The organism is Tessaracoccus massiliensis, assembly GCF_000826065.2.
In the GTDB taxonomy this organism is placed as follows: Bacteria; Actinomycetota; Actinomycetes; order Propionibacteriales; family Propionibacteriaceae; genus Arachnia; species Arachnia massiliensis_A.
Genome location: NZ_LN623543.1, coordinates 698,104 through 715,075 on the forward strand (window position 1 = coordinate 698,104; position 16,972 = coordinate 715,075).

The following is a 16,972-nucleotide window of genomic DNA, read 5'->3' on the forward strand; positions in this document are numbered from 1 at the left end:
CGCTAGAGGATCTTCTTCAGGAACTCGCCGGTGGCAGAGCCCTTCGCCTTGGCGATGTCCTCCGGCGTGCCCGTCGCGACGACCGTGCCCCCGCGCGAGCCGCCGTCGGGGCCCATGTCGATGATCCAGTCGGCGGACTTGATCACGTCGAGGTTGTGCTCGATGGTCACGACGGTGTTGCCCTGGTCGACGAGGCGCTGCAGCACGGTGAGCAGGCGGCGGATGTCCTCGAAGTGGAGCCCCGTCGTCGGCTCGTCCAGCACGTAGAGGGTGCGGCCCGTGGAGCGCTTCTGCAACTCTGCGGCCAGCTTGACGCGCTGCGCCTCGCCGCCCGACAGCGTGGTGGCGGGCTGGGCCAGGCGCACGTAGCCCAGGCCCACCTCCTCGAGGGTCTTGAGGTAGCGGGCGATGGAGTTGATGGACTCGAAGAAGCCCACCGCCTCCGAGATGGGCATGTCAAGCACCTCGGCGATGGTCTTACCCTTGTAGTGCACCTCGAGCGTCTCGCGGTTGTAGCGGGCACCGTGGCACACCTCGCACGGCACGTAGACGTCCGGAAGGAAGTTCATCTCGATCTTGATGGTGCCGTCGCCCATGCAGTGCTCGCAGCGCCCGCCCTTGACGTTGAACGAGAAGCGCCCCGGCATGTAGCCGCGGACCTTCGCCTCCGGCGTCTTCGCGAAGAGGGCGCGCACCTTGTCGAACACCCCGGTGTAGGTGGCCGGGTTGGAGCGCGGGGTCCGGCCGATGGGCGACTGGTCCACGGAGATCACCTTGTCGATGTGCTCGAGCCCCTCCAGCGACTTGTGTCGCCCGGGCACCGCCTTGGAGCCGTAGATGTGCTTGGCGGCAGCGGTGTAGAGGATCGAGTTGACCAACGACGACTTCCCGGAGCCGGACACGCCCGTCACGGCGATGAACTGGCCCAGGTTGAAGGCGACGTCCACGCCACGCAGGTTGTGTTCCCTCGCTCCCTTGACCACGAGCTGCTGCCCGTTGCCGGGCCGGCGCACCGCCGGGACGGGGATCTCCAGGCGGCCGGAGAGGTAGGCGCCGGTCTTCGACTCGGGGTGGTTGAGCAGCTCCTCGACGGTGCCGCTGACGACGACCTCGCCGCCGCCCTCGCCTGCGCCAGGGCCGATGTCGACGGCCCAGTCAGCGGCGCGGATGGTGTCCTCGTCGTGCTCGACGACGATCAACGTGTTGCCGAGGTCGCGCAGCCGGTGGAGGGTCTCGATGAGACGCAGGTTGTCGCGCTGGTGCAGGCCGATGCTGGGCTCGTCGAGCACGTAGAGCACGCCGACGAGGCCGGAGCCGATCTGGGTGGCCAGACGGATGCGCTGGGCCTCACCGCCGGACAGGGTGCCGGCGGCGCGCGACAGCGTGAGGTAGTCCAGGCCCACGTCGAGGAGGAACCGCAGGCGCAGGTTGATCTCCTTGACGAGGCGCTCGGCGATGGCGGCCTCGCGCTCGGTGAGCTCCAACTGGTCGAGGAACTCCGCGGCCTCGCCGATGGACAGCTCCGCCAGCTGGGCGATGTTGCGCTCGGCCACCGTCACGCCCAGCGACGCGGGCTTCAGGCGGGCGCCCTCGCAGGAGGCGCAGTTGATCTCGCGCATGTAGCCGCCCCAACGGTCGCGGGCAGCGTCGGTCTCCGCCTCATCGTGGCGGCGGCGGATGAACGGGATGATGCCTTCGTACTTCTGGGAGAACGAGCGCACGCGGCCGAACCGGTTGCGGTACTTGACCACGACGTTGCCCTTGGCTCCCTGCAGCAGCAGCTTGCGGGCCGCCGCAGGAAGGTTCTTCCAGGGTGTGCTGGTGGAGAAGCCGTGCTCCTCTGCCAGCGATTCGAGCACCCGCGCGTAGTGCTGCTTGATGGTGGGCGTGGTCCACGGCGCGATGGCGCCCTCGTCGAGCGAGAGGTCGTCGTTGGGGATGATCAGTTCAGGATCCGGGTCGAGGAGCGTGCCCAGGCCGGAGCATTCCGGGCAGGCGCCCCAGGGGCCGTTGAAGGAGAACTGGCGCGGCTCCAGCTCGTCGATGTTGACGTCGTGGTCGTTGGGGCAGCCCATCTTCTCGGAGAAACGACGCTCCCGCTCGGGGTCGTCTGCCGGGCGGTCGACGAAGTCGATGGTCACCACCCCGCCGGCCAGGGTCAGCGCGGTCTCGATCGACTCGGTGATCCGCTGCTTGGCGTTGGGGCGCACGACGGCGCGGTCCACCACCGCGTCGATGTCGTGCTTGTAGGTCTTGGCCACCTTCGGCAGATCGGTCAGCGGGTAGGTCTCGCCGTCGATCCGGACACGGGAGTAGCCGTCGCCGATGAGCTGGCGGAACAGTTCGGCGTGTTCACCCTTGCGGCCACGCACCAGCGGCGCGAGGATCTGGAAGCGGGTGCCCTCCTCCTCACTCATCAGCCGGTCGACGATCTGCTGCGGCGTCTGCTTGCCGATCACCGCGCCGCACACCTCGCAGTGCGGGATGCCGATGCGGGCGTAGAGCAGGCGGAGGTAGTCGTAGACCTCCGTGATGGTGCCCACCGTCGAGCGGGGGTTGCGCGAGGTCGACTTCTGATCGATCGACACCGCGGGCGAGAGCCCCTCGATGAAATCGACGTCCGGCTTGTCCATCTGGCCCAGGAACATGCGGGCGTAGGCCGACAGCGACTCGACGTAGCGACGCTGCCCTTCGGCGAAGATCGTGTCGAAGGCCAGCGACGACTTGCCCGAGCCGCTGAGCCCGGTGAACACGATGAGGGCATCGCGCGGGAGGTCGATGGAGACGTTCTTCAGGTTATGTACGCGTGCGCCACGCACCAGGAGCCGATCATTCACGTCCGCAATGGTACGTCTTTGCTAGTTTTGGGCACATGCCGATCAACCGCTTGCCTTTCGGTGACGTCGTCAGCGCCGTGCGTGAACAGACGTTACTGCTGCTGGGCACCACCATCGGCTTCTCCGACGAGGAATGGGCGGCCCCCACGAGCCTGACGGGCTGGACCCGAAGCCACGTCGCCGCCCATCTGGTGGAGGGCGCGCGCGCCATGGTGCGGGTCATCGACGAACTGGACGACGGCGTGCAGCGCGAGCTGTACGGCTCCCGCCACGAGGACCGGCAGGCCATCGAGTTGCGCGCCATCGAGGGCAGCCTCGACCTGCAGATCGATCTGGACACCAGCGCCAGCCAGTTGCAGGAGTTGCTGCCTTCCCGGGAGGGGGACCTTCGCGAGATCCGGCTGCGAGACGGCCACACCATCCCCGCCAAACACATCCCCCTGTCCCGGCTCAGCGAGGTGGTGCTGCACCACTTCGACCTCGACGGGCAGTTCGCCCCCGCGGTGTTGGCGCCCGATGTCGCCCTGGCGCTGCTGCAGTTCCATGTGGAGCGCATCGGGCATCGCGACGACTACCCGCCGCTGCGCCTCATCGCGGACGAGGGCTACGAGGGCACCGTCGGCCGCACCGCGGATCCGTCCACATTCCATGGACCGGCCGCGGATCTGCTGGCCTGGCTGATGCGCGGCATCGAATCCGGCCGCATCTACCGCGACGACGACACCGACTGAGACACTGCTCAGCCCCAGCCCGCCCGGCCGGGTTGTCACAGGACGCGACTACGCTATGAAGCATGCGTCCGATTGAAGAGCTGCAGCGCCAGGTGGCGCCCCTGGAGGTCGTCTCAGAGTTCTCGCCGTCAGGCGACCAGCCGGCCGCCATCGCGGAGCTGACCAGGCGCATCAACGCGGGCGAGCAGGACGTCGTGCTGCTCGGCGCCACGGGCACCGGCAAGACCGCCACCGTCGCGTGGTTGGCCGAGCAACTGCAGCGCCCCATGCTGGTCATGCAGCCCAACAAGACGCTGGCCGCGCAGTTCGCCAACGAACTACGTGACCTGATGCCCAACAACGCCATCGAGTACTTCGTCAGCTACTACGACTACTACCAGCCCGAGGCGTACCTCCCCCAGACCGATACCTACATCGAGAAGGACTCCTCGCTCAACGAAGAAGTTGAGCGGATGCGGCACGCCGCCACGTCGTCGCTGCTCACCAGGCGGGACTGCATCGTGGTGGCCACCGTCTCCGCCATCTACGGCCTGGGGACGCCCGAGGAGTACCTCGAGCAGCGAGTCACGCTCCGCGTCGGAGACGAGTACGACCGCGACACCCTGCTGCGCCACCTCGTGGACATCCAGTACGCGCGCAACGACATCGGCGGCGGCCGAGGCACGTTCCGCGTCAAGGGCGACACCCTCGAGGTCTACCCCATGTACGAGGAGAACGCGCTGCGCATCGAGTTCTTCGGCGACGAGGTGGAGCGCATCGCCACCACGCACCAGCTCACCGGCAACGTGATCCACGAGGAGCAGGAGGCCTACATCTTCCCGGCGACCCACTACTCCGCGGGCGCAGACCGGATGGAACGCGCCATCGCCGGCATCGAGCGCGAACTGGAACTCCGCCTCGCCGAGTTCGAATCCCAAGGCAAGCTCCTGGAGGCCCAGCGGCTGCGGATGCGCACCCACTACGACATCGAGATGATGCGCCAGATCGGCACCTGCTCGGGCATCGAGAACTACTCCCGCCACATCGACGGCCGCGCGGCCGGCTCCGCACCGTCGTGCCTGGTGGACTACTTCCCGGAAGACTTCGTGCTGGTGGTCGACGAATCCCACGTCTCCATCCCCCAGATCGGCGGCATGTACGAGGGCGACGCCTCCCGCAAGCGCACCCTGGTGGAGCACGGCTTCCGGCTGCCCAGCGCCATCGACAACCGGCCGTTGAAGTTCGACGAGTTCGTCGAGCGCATCGGCCAGACGGTCTACCTCTCCGCCACCCCCGGCCCGTACGAGATGGACAGGGCCGACGGCGTGGTGGAGCAGATCATCCGCCCCACCGGCCTGGTGGATCCGGAGGTCATCCTCAAGCCCACGAAGGGCCAGATCGACGACCTCATGGCCGAGGTCAAGCTCCGTGTGGAGCGCAACGAACGCGTCCTGGTCACCACGCTGACCAAGAAGATGGCCGAGGACCTCACCGATTACCTGATGGATCACGGCATCCGCACCCGCTACCTCCACTCAGACATCGACACCATCCGCCGCATCGAACTGCTGCGCGAGCTGCGGCTGGGCGAGTACGACGTGCTGGTGGGCATCAACCTGCTCCGCGAGGGCCTAGACCTCCCTGAGGTCTCCCTCGTCGCCATCCTCGACGCGGACAAGGAGGGCTTCCTGCGCTCCGAGCGCTCCCTCATCCAGACCATCGGCCGGGCCGCCCGAAACGTCGCCGGCCAGGTGCACATGTACGCGGACAAGATCACCCCCTCCATGGAGGCGGCGATCAGCGAGACCAACCGTCGCCGCGAGGTGCAGATCGCCTACAACACCGAGCACGGCGTCGATCCGCAGCCGCTGCGCAAGCGCATCGGCGACGTCTCCGAGATGCTGGCCCGCGAAGACGCCGACACCACCGAGCTCCTCGAAGAGGCGGCTGCCGGTGGCGGGAAGCGTCGCAAGGGCCGCGGGCTCGACGCCTCCGCCATGGCGCAGGAGGAACTCACCACATTGATCGAGGACCTCACCTCCCAGATGCACCAGGCAGCCGCGGAACTCCAGTTCGAGATGGCGGCACGGCACCGCGACGAGATCGCCGATCTCAAGAAGGAACTGCGCGGCATGATCGAAGCCAGCAAGTAGGCTTCGCTCTGTCCCCAACGGCCGGATCGGTTGCTAGGCTGGCGTCGTCGACGCGGGAGAACCGAACCCGTTCGGTGCCGAAGGAGCAACCGCCCCGGAAACTCACAGGCCCCAGGACCGCGCCGGCGACACACTCTGGAAAGAGGCCCGTCAGGGCCCGCCGAAGGATATGAAGATCTCAGGCACCCACGACAGAGGGGGCGCTACGGTGGAACGGTCCACCGGCCAGCGCCGCTCGCGGCGGGAAGGGGTGTCAATGAAGACCACCGCGCTACACGCTCTGCACACCGAACTGGGCGGTAAGCTCGTCGACTTTGCCGGCTGGGAACTGCCCGTGCAGTTCGTCGGCGGATTGCAGGAACACCAGCACACCCGGGAGGCAGCGTCGTTGTTCGACGTGTCCCACATGGGGCAGCTACTGATCCGCCCGGAGTCCGGGGAGATGGCCGACGCGGCCGCGGCCCTGGAGACGCTCGTCCCCGCCAGCGTCGCGGGGCTCAAAGAGGGCCGCCAGCGCTACGGCCTGCTGACCACCGACAGCGGCGGAGTGGTCGACGACCTGATGTTCGCCCACCACGGGGACCGGTTCTTCCTGGTCCTCAACGCCGCCCGCACGGACGTCGACCTCGAACTCCTGCGCACGCTCGACGGCGTGACCATCGAGCACCTCACGGACCGGGCGCTGTTGGCCCTGCAGGGCCCGAAAGCCGAGGACGCGCTCGCCACGCTCATCCCCGAGGTGCGCGACATGGTGTTCATGGATTCGGCGGTCCTTTCGACCAGCGCTCGCAAGCTCGCGGACGGCTCAGGAACCCGTCGAGGTGTGGGTGTCCCGGTCCGGATACACGGGCGAGGACGGCTTCGAGATCTCGGTGCCTGCCGAGCATGCCGAGGAGTTCGCCCGCGCCCTGCTGGCCCTCGACGACGTGGCCCCCGCTGGGCTGGCCGCCCGCGACTCGCTACGCCTCGAGGCAGGGATGTGCCTCTACGGCCACGAGCTCACCGAGGCCATCAGCCCCGTCGAGGCCGACATCAGCTGGGCCATCCCCAAGGTCCGCCGCACCGGCGGCTCCCGCGAGGGCGGCTTCCCCGGCGCCGGGGTGATCCTCGGCCAACTCGACGACGGGGCCGAGCGCGTCCGCGTGGGTCTGCGCCGCGAGGGCCGCGCCATGGCCCGCGAGGGCGCCACCCTCTACGCCGATGAGGCCTGCGAGCAGGAGGTCGGCACCGTCACCTCCGGCGGCTTCGGCGCCACCGTCGGCGGCCCCCTCGCCATGGCGTTGGTGCCCGCCGGCACCACGACCGGCGCCACCCTGTATGCCCAGGTCCGCGGCAAGCCTCTGCCGCTGACCGTCACCGACATGCCCTTCGTCCCCCACCAGTACAAGCGCTAAAGGAGCCCTCCCATGATCAAGTTCACCGAAGAGCACGAGTGGGTCGACACCGAGACCTTCGCCGTCGGCATCACCGATCACGCCGCCTCGGGGCTCGGCGACATCGTCTTCATCGACCTCCCGGAGGTCGGCGCCGCCGTCACCGCCGGTGAGGAGGTCGTCGGCATCGACTCGGCCAAGGCGGTATCCGGCGTCAACGCCCCCTACGACGGCGAGGTCACCGAGGTCAATGAATCCCTCGCGGACGCCCCCGAATCGGTCAACCCGGACTCCGCCATGACCACCTGGTTCGTCAAGATCACCCCCTCGGATCCGGCAGCCGCTGACACGCTGATGGACGAGGACGCCTACCGCTCCATGATCGGCTGAGGAACCCGATGACCACCTGGGACACCTCCGATTTCAACCCCGACGATTTCGCCACCTTCCGCCACATCGGGCCCAGCCACGCCGAGATGGCAGCCATGTTGGAGGCCATCGGCGTCGGTTCATTGTACGAACTGATCGATCAGGCCGTCCCTGGGGGCTCCGCCAGAGTGAGGCGCTCGCCTGGGAGGCGCTCACTGAGCACGAGATGACCGCCAGGCTCCGCGAGGTGGCCGCCAAGAACACGGTGATGACCTCGCTGATCGGGCAGGGCTACTACGGCACCGTCACTCCCCCGGTGATCCAGCGCAACGTGTTCGAGAACCCCGCCTGGTACACCGCCTACACCCCGTACCAGCCGGAGATCTCCCAGGGCCGCCTCGAGGCGCTGCTCAACTTCCAGACGATGGTGGCGGATCTCACCGGCCTCCCGTTGGCCAACGCCAGCCTCCTCGACGAAGCCACCGCCGCCGCGGAGGCCATGGCGATGGCCAAGCGCACCGCCAAGTCGAAGGCCACCCGGTTCTTTGCCGCCGACGACCTCCACCCACAGGTCCTCGCCGTGCTGGCCACCCGCGCCGAGCCGCTCGGCATCGATCTCGTCACCGGCCCCGTCGACGACTTCCTCGCCGACGACTTCTTCGGCGCCATCTTCGCCCACCCCGGCACCCACGGGCACCTCCGCGACCTCACCGAGGAATGCGCCGCGCTCAAGGAGACCGGCGGCATCTCCGTCGTCGCGACCGACCTGCCTGCGCTGTGCGTCATCAAGGACCCGAGCTCGATGGGCGCCGACATCGCCATCGGGTCCGCGCAGCGCTTCGGCGTGCCCATGGGCTACGGCGGGCCGCACGCCGCGTTCATGGCGTGCCGCGACGACCTCAAGCGCGCCCTCCCCGGCCGCCTCGTGGGCGTCTCGAAGGACGCCAACGGCAACCGCGCCTACCGGCTCGCCCTCCAGACCCGCGAGCAGCACATCCGGCGCGAGAAGGCCACCTCCAACGTGTGCACCGCGCAGGCTCTGCTGGCCGTGATGGCGTCGTTCTACGCGGTCTTCCACGGCCCGAAGGGGCTGCGCGCCATCGCGCAGCGCACCCACCTCATGGCCGCCACGCTCGCCGTGGCCCTGCGCGACGGCGGTCGCCGCGTCGAGCCGGAGGCCTTCTTCGACACCATCACCGTCGACGTTGGCGCGGACCAGGCGGAGATCCTCGGCGCCGCCGAGGAGCGGGGCATCGACCTGCGCAGGGTGGGCGAGGACCGCGTCGGCATCTCCGTGGACGAGACCACGGACCTCGACGTCGTCGCCCGCGTGCTCAGCGCCTTCGGTATCGACGAGCGGCCCGGGCTCACGAAGGTCCGCGCGCTGCCGGATGAGTTGCGGCGCAGCACCGAGTACCTCACGCATCCCGTCTTCCACCAGAACCGCGCCGAGTCCGAGATGATGCGCTACATGCGCCGCCTCGCGGACCGGGATCTGGCGCTGGACCGCGCCATGATCCCGCTGGGCTCCTGCACCATGAAACTCAACGCGGCGGTGGAGATGCAGCCGCTGAGCTGGCCCGAGTTCGCGCACCTGCACCCCTACGCGCCAGAACATCAGGCGGAGGGCTACCTGGAGCTCGTGGCCGATCTTGCCGCCAAGCTGTGCGAGATCACCGGCTACGACGCGTTCTCCATGCAGCCCAACGCCGGGGCTCAGGGCGAGTTCGCCGGCCTGCTGACGATCGCCTCCTATCACCGCGCCAACGGCGACGACCGCGATGTGTGCCTCATCCCCACCTCCGCCCACGGCACCAACCCCGCCTCGGCGCAGATGGCCGGCATGAAGGTGGTGGCGGTCAAGGCCACCGCGCAGGGCGAGATCGACGTCGAGGACTTCCGCGCCAAGGCCGAACAGGCAGGCAGCAAGTTGGCCGCCGTGATGATCACCTACCCCTCCACGCACGGAGTCTTCGAGGAGACGGTCCGCGAGGTCTGCGACATCACCCACGAGTACGGCGGCCAGGTCTACATCGACGGCGCCAACCTCAACGCCATGGTCGGCCTGGTGCGGCCGGGGGACATCGGCGGCGACGTCAGCCACCTCAACCTGCACAAGACCTTCGCCATCCCCCACGGGGGCGGCGGCCCGGGCATGGGCCCCATCGGGGTGAAGAGCCACCTCATCGGGCACCTTCCCTCAGACCCGCAGACCGGCGACGGCGGCGCGGTGTCGGCTGCGAAGTACGGCTCCGCGTCCATCCTGCTGATCTCCTGGGCTTACGTGCTGCTGATGGGCGGCGCGGGTCTGACGCAGGCGACCCGGGTGGCGATCCTGTCGGCCAACTACCTGGCCAGCCGGCTCGCCGAGGCCTACCCCATCCTCTACAAGGGTGCAGGGGGCCGCGTGGCGCACGAGTGCATCGTCGATCCGAGGGGCTGGCAGAAGTCCGGCGTGACGGTCGACGACATCGCCAAGCGCCTCGTCGATCACGGCTTCCACGCCCCCACCATGAGCTTCCCGGTGGCGGGCACGCTGATGATCGAGCCAACGGAGTCGGAGCCCAAGGCCGAACTGGACCGGTTCGTCGACGCGATGCTCGACATCGCCCGAGAGGCGCGGCAGGTGATCGACGGCGAGGTGCCGGCGACGGAGTCGCCGCTGCGGCGTTCGCCTCACACCATCGCCGATCTCGTGTCGGAGTGGGACCGCCCCTACAGCCGGGAGCAGGGATGCTTCCCCGCAGGTTCCTTCCGTGTGGACAAGTACTGGCCGCCCGTGGGCCGCGTCGACAATTCCTCGGGGGATCGCAACCTCATGTGTTCGTGCCCGCCGTGGGAGGGGTCCGAGGACTGACCCGCGGCACCCAACGGTCGATTCGTCTCACGTGGTGAACGGATCGGCCGTTGCTTTCGCCACCAGAGAACGCGATTTCCGCAATCCCGGACGCGGGCGCTACCGTGGCACGTGGCCCGCCAGTTGTGAGGGTGGGTCCGGCAAGAAGACGGAACGGAAGAGAACCGACATGAGGTCCTACGGAGTGGGTCGACCAGTGGTCGCCTTCGACGTGGCCCGTCCCACCGTTCCGCTCGCCGGCGCCTGCTGCGCCTGTTGATCCGAGGCACCAATCCTGACGGCTGATCCAGCCGCACCCCTCCGCGCTCCCCACGCGCGTCGAGGACTGCCCTCACATGGAAGACAGGCACATGATCGAATTGCGTCACATCACCAAACGTTTCCCCGCCGGACCACGCGAAGTCGTGGCGCTGGATGACGTCTCCCTCACCATCCCCGAGGGTCGGATCCACGGCCTGATCGGGAGCTCCGGAGCCGGCAAGTCGACGTTGCTGCGGTGCATCAACCTGCTCGAGCGACCGGATGCGGGCGACGTGGTCATCGACGGGTCCTCCATCCTGGACTTCGGGCGCCGCAGACTGCGGGACGAGCGTCGCCGGATCGGGATGATCTTCCAGCAGTTCAATCTCCTGGACAGCAAGACCGTCTTCGACAATGTCGCGTTGCCGATGCGCCTGGCCGGCGTCACACCGGACGAGGTGCGTCGCCGCGTGGAGGATCTGCTGGGCTTCGTCGAACTCTCGGACAAGGCACGGACCTACCCGCCACGACTCTCCGGCGGCCAGAAGCAACGAGTCGGGATCGCCCGTGCGCTGGCGAACGATCCCCGCATCCTCCTGGCCGACGAAGCCACCTCAGCCCTGGACCCGGAGACGACCGAGTCCATCCTGGAACTCCTGCGGCGGGTCAATCGGGAACTGGGGATCACCATCGTGATCGTGACCCACGAGATGCAGGTGATCGCCAAGACATGCCAACAGGTCGCGGTGATGAGTCACGGCCGGATCGTGGAGGAGGGTCCCGTGATGGACGTCTTCGCCGCCCCGCGGGACCTCATCACGCGCCGTTTCGTGCGCACCATCGTCGACGATCGCGTACCGGCGCCCCTGATGAACCTGCTCGCCTCCACCACCGAGAACAACCAGGTCTGGCGCATCACGGCACGAGGTGACGTCGCTGGGTCGACGGCCCTCAGCGATGCGGTGCGGGAACTGGGCATCTCCACCCGACTACTCTACGCCTCGATGCACGAGATCGACGCCGAGGTGCTGGGCGTGCTGATCGTCCAGGCCATCGGCTCCGATGCCGACCTGGCCGCGGCGCGGGCACGACTCGACGCAGCCGGCATGACGGTCACGGACCAGACCATCGACGACCTCGAGGAAGTCGACGACCACGAGGAGGAGCCAGGCGCATGAACGAGTTCTTCCTGGAGTACTTCGGCATCGAGTCCGACACCCTCACGGCGGCCGCGGTCGACACCCTGTACATGGTGGGCCTGTCCCTCATCCTCGGCACCCTGCTGGCCATCCCCCTGGCCATGGGGCTGGTCCTCTGGCGTCCCGATGGCATCAAGGCCAACAGGCTGGCCTACCGAGTGCTCAACATCGTGGTGAACATCGCCCGCTCGCTGCCCTTCATCATCCTGATGGTGGTGCTCATGCCCCTCACCCGGTTCATCGTGGGCACCCGTATCGGGACGACGGCGGCGCTCGTGCCACTGACCCTGTTCATCGCCCCGTTCATGACCCGCCTGTTCGAGGCGTCGATCCTGGACGTCCCCCGCGGCATCGTTGAGGCCGGACAGTCCATGGGGGCGTCCACGTGGCAGATCATCCGCCATTTCCTCCTGCCGGAGGCATGGGCCTCGCTCCTGCTCGCCATCACCACCGGGACGGTCACGCTCGTGGGAGCCACCGCCATGGCAGGCACCATCGGCGCCGGCGGCGTGGGAGACCTCGCCATCACCTATGGCTACCAAGCCTTCAACACACCCCTGATGATGCTCACGGTCGTGGTACTCATCGCCTTCGTCCAGGGCATCCAGTCCCTGGGCAACACCCTCGCTCGACGCGTCCGCAACCGAGCCTGACAGACAAGGAAGACACAAGAAATGAACACACGCACCTGGATCGCAGGAATCGCAGCCGCCGGCCTGCTGCTGACCGGTTGCGGCGCCACCTCCGACTCGGAGGGCGCCGACGGCGAGAAGACCGAGATCACCTACGGCAAGGCCCAGGGTCCGTACACGGTCCTGTTCGAGGACGCCATCATCCCCATCATGGAGGCGGATGGCTACACGTTCGAGAAGGTCGACATGTCCGATCTCGTGCAGAACAACATCGCCCTCGACGAGGGATCCATCGACGTCAACGTGGAGCAGCACTCCGCCTACGCCGAGGCCTTCAACGAGAGCAACGACGCCGACATCACCCTCATCGGCCCCATCCCCACCGTCCCGGCCGGGCTGTTCTCCGGCCGCCACGACTCGCTCGAGGACGTGTCCGAGGGCATGACCGTGGGCCTGCCGAACGACCACGCCAACACCTCGCGGGCGTACGCACTCCTGCAGAAGGCCGGGTGGATCACGCTTGATCCCGACGCCGACCTCGCCACGGTCACCCAAGCGGATGTCATCGAGAACCCGATGAACCTGGAGTTCATCGAACTGGTCAACACCACCGTCGCGGCGACCGTGGAGGACTTCGACTTCGCGGTGATCACCGGCTCCATCGTCTACAACGCCGGAATTGATCCCTCCACTGCCCTCCTGCAGGAGGACATCCTGGATCACCTGGTCCTGGGAGTTGCGGTCACCGCGGAGAACGAGGATGCGGCCTGGGCGCAGGACATCGTCGCCGCCTACCAGTCCGACGAGTTCAAGGAGTACCTCGAGGCCAACAATGACGGCCTGTGGTGGGTCCCCGAAGAACTTCGGTGACGCCCTGACGAGTAACGGCCTCCCGCACCCGTGGCGGGAGGCCGTTACTCGCGTGTGCGGTCTCACTCGACACGCGAACCGGCGCGAAATGCTTCCCAGGATTGATAACGGTCTGATAACAACTTGGTAACGAAGGAGGTGAAAGTGACCATGCGACCGTTCACGATTCTCGCAGTCACCCTGGCTATCACCGGCGCACTCGTCGCCCTGTTCACCGTGGCCATGCTTCCCATCGGCCTCCCGGGAACCCTTGAATACACCCTGATCGCGTTGATCCTCTTCCCTGTGACCGGCGTCACGTACCACCGCCACGTACGACGGGCGCTTCATCGCCTGTAGTGCTGGCCCACCCATTCAGCGATGTGGTCGCGGGTCTCCTCCCGGGAGCCCGAGTTGTCGATCACCCAGGTGGCCACCGCTCGCCGCTCCGCCCGTGTGGCCTGCGCGTCCAACCGCGCCTGTGCCTCCGCGAGTGACAGGCCGTCCCGTTCCTGCAGCCGGGCGAGTTGGGTGCTCTCGGGGACGTCCACCACCATCACGTGGTCGAAATCGTCCACCAGACCGGTCTCCACCAGCAGCGGGATCACGTGCACGACCACCTCGTCCTCGGCAGCACGCTCCTCCAGTTCCTTCGCCCGAGCACGCACCAACGGGTGGACGATGGCGTTGAGATCGGCCCGCGCGTCGTCGTCGGCGAAGATGAGTGTCCCCAACTTCGGGCGGTCCAGCGCGCCCTTGTCCGTCAGGATGCCGGGGCCGAAGCGCTCCACCACCGCGGCCAGTCCGGGGGTGCCGTGGCGCACCACCTCGCGGGCGATCACATCCGAGTCGATGATGACGGCGCCGTGGCGGCGCAGCTCGTCGGCGACGAAACTCTTCCCCGACGCGATTCCGCCGGTCAATGCGATGCGCCCCATGGCGCTCTCCTCACTGTAGGGTGACTAGCACCGGAACGCGAAACGGCAGGAAAGGAAAAACCATGGCACGCATCCTCTGGATCGTTCTGGTCGTGTTGGTCATTCTATGGCTGCTCGGCTTTGTGCTTCAGATCGGCGGCAACTTGATCCACACTCTGTTGGTGATCGCGCTGATCGTTCTGATCATCAACCTGGTCACCGGACGCCGCGGCGTCTGACCCAGGACGGGACAAACCACAAGGCCCGCCCCCATCGGGGGCGGGCCTTGCTGGTGCTCAGCGGTTCAGCTACCGGCGAGCTTCTCGCGCAGAGCCTGCAGCGACTCGTCCGACGCGAGCGAGCCCTCGGACTCGGTCTCGGTGACGTAGCCGGTGCCGGTCTCGACAGCGACCTCGCGGTCCGCGGTCTCGGCCGACTCCACCTGAGCCTTGTGGGCCTCCCACAGAGCGTGCGCCTGGGCGTACTGGGCCTCCCAAGCAGCGCGCTGCTCCTCGAAGCCTTCCTTCCAGTCGTTCGTCTCGGGGTCGAAGCCCTCGGGGTAGATGTAGTTGCCCTGCTCGTCGTAGGACGCCTGCATGCCGTACAGCGCGGGATCGAAGTCGATCGCGGCGACGTCGACACCCTCGTTGGCCTGCTTCAGCGACAGCGAGACGCGACGACGCTCGAGGTCGATGTCGATGACCTTGACCATGCGGTCATCACCCACGGCGACAACCTGCTCGGGGATCTCGACGTGACGCTCGGCCAGCTCGGACACGTGGACCAGGCCCTCGATGCCCTCGCCGACGCGCACGAACGCACCGAACGGAACCAGCTTGGTGACCTTGCCGGGCACGATCTGGCCGATCTGGTGCAGACGGGCGAAGGTCTGCCACGGATCTTCCTGGGTGGCCTTCAACGACAGGGACACGCGCTCGCGGTCCATGTCCACTTCGAGCACCTCGACGGTGACGGGCATGCCGACCTCGACAACCTCGTTCGGGTGGTCGATGTGCTTCCAGCTGAGCTCAGAGACGTGCACGAGGCCGTCGACGCCACCGAGATCGACGAAGGCGCCGAAGTTGACGATGGAGGACACGACACCCTTGCGGATCTGGCCCTTCTGCAGCTGGGTGAGGAACGTTTGGCGGACCTCGGACTGGGTCTGCTCGAGGTAGGCGCGGCGGGACAGGACCACGTTGTTGCGGTTCTTGTCCAGCTCGATGATCTTGGCCTCGAGTTCCATGCCGACGTAGGGCTGGAGGTCACGGACGCGACGCATCTCCACCAGCGAGGCGGGCAGGAAGCCGCGCAGGCCGATGTCGACGATCAGGCCGCCCTTGACGACCTCGATGACGGAGCCGGTGACAACGCCGTCCTCTTCCTTGATCTTCTCGATCGTGCCCCAGGCGCGCTCGTACTGAGCCCGCTTCTTGGACAGGATGAGGCGGCCTTCCTTGTCCTCCTTGGTCTGGACGAGGGCCTCAATCTGGTCGCCCACCTGGACGACGTCGAACGGATCGACGTCGTGCTTGATGGACAGCTCCTTTGAGGGGATGACGCCTTCGGTCTTGTAACCGATGTCGAGCAGGACTTCATCCCGATCGACCTTGACGACGGTGCCGGAGACGATGTCTCCGTCATTGAAAGAAATGATGGTGGCGTCAATCGCTGCGAGGAAGTCTTCGCGCGTGCCGATGTCATCGACTGCGACAGCCGATGCCTCAGTGGAGGGGGAGGTCATGTAGTAGGGCTCCGAAAATATAAGGATGGATTTGTCTGCACCGAGCCCGTGACGAATCGCCGCCCTCTACTCCGTCTGAGAGAACGCAGGCCACAATGCCTGGCCAGCCTACCCCGCGCCCTCGAGGGAGGGCAACCTGGGGTCCACAACTCGATCAACCGCAGAAGACTAGCCGTTATGGACCGATCCGGCCAGCGCTTATACTTGCCGCGTGTCGCAGACCCCAGAGCAGCAGACCACGGATCCCCAGCCCGAGCCGCAGCCGCAGTCCAGGACCCGGCTGATCGCAGCCGCAGTGGCTGTGTTCGTCGTCATCGGCCTGGTGGTGTTCGGCTTCACCCGCGGCGGCGGCGCAGCACCGGATCCGGTGGCGCAGTCCGCCAGCCCGGTCGTCGCGTCGCTCGACGCCAGCCCGGCATCTCCGCTCATGCCGGCCAGCCCCTCGACGACCGCCCCGCCCAGCACCACGGCTGCGGCGAGCCCCAGCCCCACCACACCGGCGGCCAACCCGGCGCTCCCGCCCAGCACCACGGCTGCGGCGAGCCCCAGCCCCACCACACCGGCGGCCAACCCGGCGCTCGCCGAGTGCACGCAGGTCACCGAGGGCTTCGTGCCGAACCGGTTCACGATCGAGTCGCTGGGCGCCGATGAGAAGGTCATCGCGCTGAACCTCGACAAGGACGGCAACATCGCGGCTCCCCCGTTCGATCAGCCGCGCACCGCGTCGTGGTGGAGCGGCGGCCCGAAGCCCGGTTCGGGCAAGGGCAAGGCCGTCATGTCGATCCACACGTACAACCCCAGCCTGCCCCCCGCGCTCGGCAACGAGATGTACGAGGGTGGAAAGCCGCAGCTGAAGAAGGGTGACCTGATCAAGCTGTACGGCAAGAACGGTCAGGTCATGTGCTACGAGTACACCGATGCCAAGAAGATCTGGGTCAACGAGTACGACCCCAACTCTGACGTGATGGTCGACTTCGAGGGCGACCCCGAGTTGGCCATCGTGATCTGCTGGGACTTCGACAAGAGCACCCGCGACTGGGATTCGCGCATCCTCTTCTACGCCGATCCGGTCAAGGTCGCAGCCTGACCCGG

At 67.3% G+C, this 16,972-nt stretch carries 14 protein-coding genes, 1 pseudogene and 2 riboswitches; of the genes and pseudogenes, 12 read left to right on the plus strand and 3 right to left on the minus strand.

Annotation, left to right across the window (positions count from 1 at the left end; all coding sequences use genetic code 11):
* Window positions 1-2: 2 nt before the first annotated feature.
* Window positions 3-2,837: an excinuclease ABC subunit UvrA gene (gene uvrA, locus BN1186_RS13855; RefSeq protein WP_040284927.1), complete on the minus strand. Its 2,835-nt coding sequence runs from the start codon at window positions 2,835-2,837 to the stop codon at window positions 3-5.
* Window positions 2,838-2,872: 35 nt separating this feature from the next.
* Here uvrA and BN1186_RS13860 point away from each other — a divergent pair, with 35 nt between their 5' ends.
* The 10 genes and pseudogenes from BN1186_RS13860 (at window position 2,873) to BN1186_RS13900 (ending at window position 13,579) form a co-directional block, all read left to right on the plus strand.
* Complete coding sequence (locus tag BN1186_RS13860) at window positions 2,873-3,568, plus strand: maleylpyruvate isomerase family mycothiol-dependent enzyme (protein WP_040284551.1); 696 nt, start codon at window positions 2,873-2,875, stop codon at window positions 3,566-3,568.
* A gap of 62 nt (window positions 3,569-3,630) precedes the next feature.
* Window positions 3,631-5,700 carry an excinuclease ABC subunit UvrB gene (gene uvrB / locus BN1186_RS13865; RefSeq protein ID WP_040284552.1) on the plus strand — a complete coding sequence of 690 codons (2,070 nt, stop codon included), beginning with the start codon at window positions 3,631-3,633 and terminating at the stop codon, window positions 5,698-5,700.
* Between the two features lie 43 nt (window positions 5,701-5,743).
* A riboswitch (glycine riboswitch) is annotated at window positions 5,744-5,830 on the plus strand.
* A 1-nt stretch (window position 5,831) separates the two neighbouring features.
* A riboswitch (glycine riboswitch) is annotated at window positions 5,832-5,899 on the plus strand.
* Between the two features lie 57 nt (window positions 5,900-5,956).
* Window positions 5,957-6,403 (plus strand): annotated as a pseudogene (locus BN1186_RS16555) (aminomethyltransferase family protein); the annotation flags it as partial.
* A 124-nt stretch (window positions 6,404-6,527) separates the two neighbouring features.
* Window positions 6,528-7,094: a glycine cleavage T C-terminal barrel domain-containing protein gene (locus BN1186_RS16325; RefSeq protein ID WP_281278476.1), complete on the plus strand. Its 567-nt coding sequence runs from the start codon at window positions 6,528-6,530 to the stop codon at window positions 7,092-7,094.
* A gap of 12 nt (window positions 7,095-7,106) precedes the next feature.
* Entirely contained in the window at window positions 7,107-7,463 is a 357-nt protein-coding gene (gene gcvH, locus BN1186_RS13875) for a glycine cleavage system protein GcvH (RefSeq protein WP_218975487.1), read from the plus strand.
* A 205-nt stretch (window positions 7,464-7,668) separates the two neighbouring features.
* Window positions 7,669-10,299, plus strand: a complete 2,631-nt coding sequence (gene gcvP, locus BN1186_RS13880) for an aminomethyl-transferring glycine dehydrogenase (RefSeq protein WP_246043324.1) — start codon at window positions 7,669-7,671, stop codon at window positions 10,297-10,299.
* A gap of 350 nt (window positions 10,300-10,649) precedes the next feature.
* On the plus strand, window positions 10,650-11,717 hold the full coding sequence (locus BN1186_RS13885) for a methionine ABC transporter ATP-binding protein (RefSeq protein WP_040284553.1): 1,068 nt from the start codon (window positions 10,650-10,652) through the stop codon (window positions 11,715-11,717).
* Window positions 11,714-12,391, plus strand: coding sequence for a methionine ABC transporter permease (locus tag BN1186_RS13890; RefSeq protein ID WP_040284554.1), 678 nt, complete (start codon window positions 11,714-11,716; stop codon window positions 12,389-12,391). The genes BN1186_RS13885 and BN1186_RS13890 overlap by 4 nt, the downstream gene beginning before the upstream one ends.
* A gap of 21 nt (window positions 12,392-12,412) precedes the next feature.
* The gene (locus BN1186_RS13895) at window positions 12,413-13,240 is read left to right on the plus strand and encodes a MetQ/NlpA family ABC transporter substrate-binding protein (RefSeq protein WP_040284555.1); all 828 of its coding nucleotides are present in this window, start codon (window positions 12,413-12,415) and stop codon (window positions 13,238-13,240) included.
* 144 nt (window positions 13,241-13,384) lie between these two features.
* Complete coding sequence (locus BN1186_RS13900; RefSeq protein ID WP_040284556.1) at window positions 13,385-13,579, plus strand: hypothetical protein; 195 nt, start codon at window positions 13,385-13,387, stop codon at window positions 13,577-13,579.
* Here BN1186_RS13900 and coaE read toward each other — a convergent pair.
* Complete coding sequence (gene coaE, locus BN1186_RS13905) at window positions 13,567-14,157, minus strand: dephospho-CoA kinase (RefSeq protein WP_040284557.1); 591 nt, start codon at window positions 14,155-14,157, stop codon at window positions 13,567-13,569. The genes BN1186_RS13900 and coaE overlap by 13 nt on opposite strands.
* A gap of 62 nt (window positions 14,158-14,219) precedes the next feature.
* Between coaE and BN1186_RS13910 the strand changes: the two genes are divergently transcribed.
* Complete coding sequence (locus tag BN1186_RS13910; RefSeq protein ID WP_139651125.1) at window positions 14,220-14,375, plus strand: lmo0937 family membrane protein; 156 nt, start codon at window positions 14,220-14,222, stop codon at window positions 14,373-14,375.
* A gap of 65 nt (window positions 14,376-14,440) precedes the next feature.
* On the opposite strand, the gene rpsA is transcribed toward BN1186_RS13910, so the two are convergent.
* Window positions 14,441-15,880, minus strand: coding sequence for a 30S ribosomal protein S1 (gene rpsA / locus BN1186_RS13915; protein ID WP_040284558.1), 1,440 nt, complete (start codon window positions 15,878-15,880; stop codon window positions 14,441-14,443).
* Between the two features lie 211 nt (window positions 15,881-16,091).
* Between rpsA and BN1186_RS13920 the strand changes: the two genes are divergently transcribed.
* Window positions 16,092-16,967: a class F sortase gene (locus BN1186_RS13920; RefSeq protein WP_052460189.1), complete on the plus strand. Its 876-nt coding sequence runs from the start codon at window positions 16,092-16,094 to the stop codon at window positions 16,965-16,967.
* Window positions 16,968-16,972: the final 5 nt, after the last annotated feature.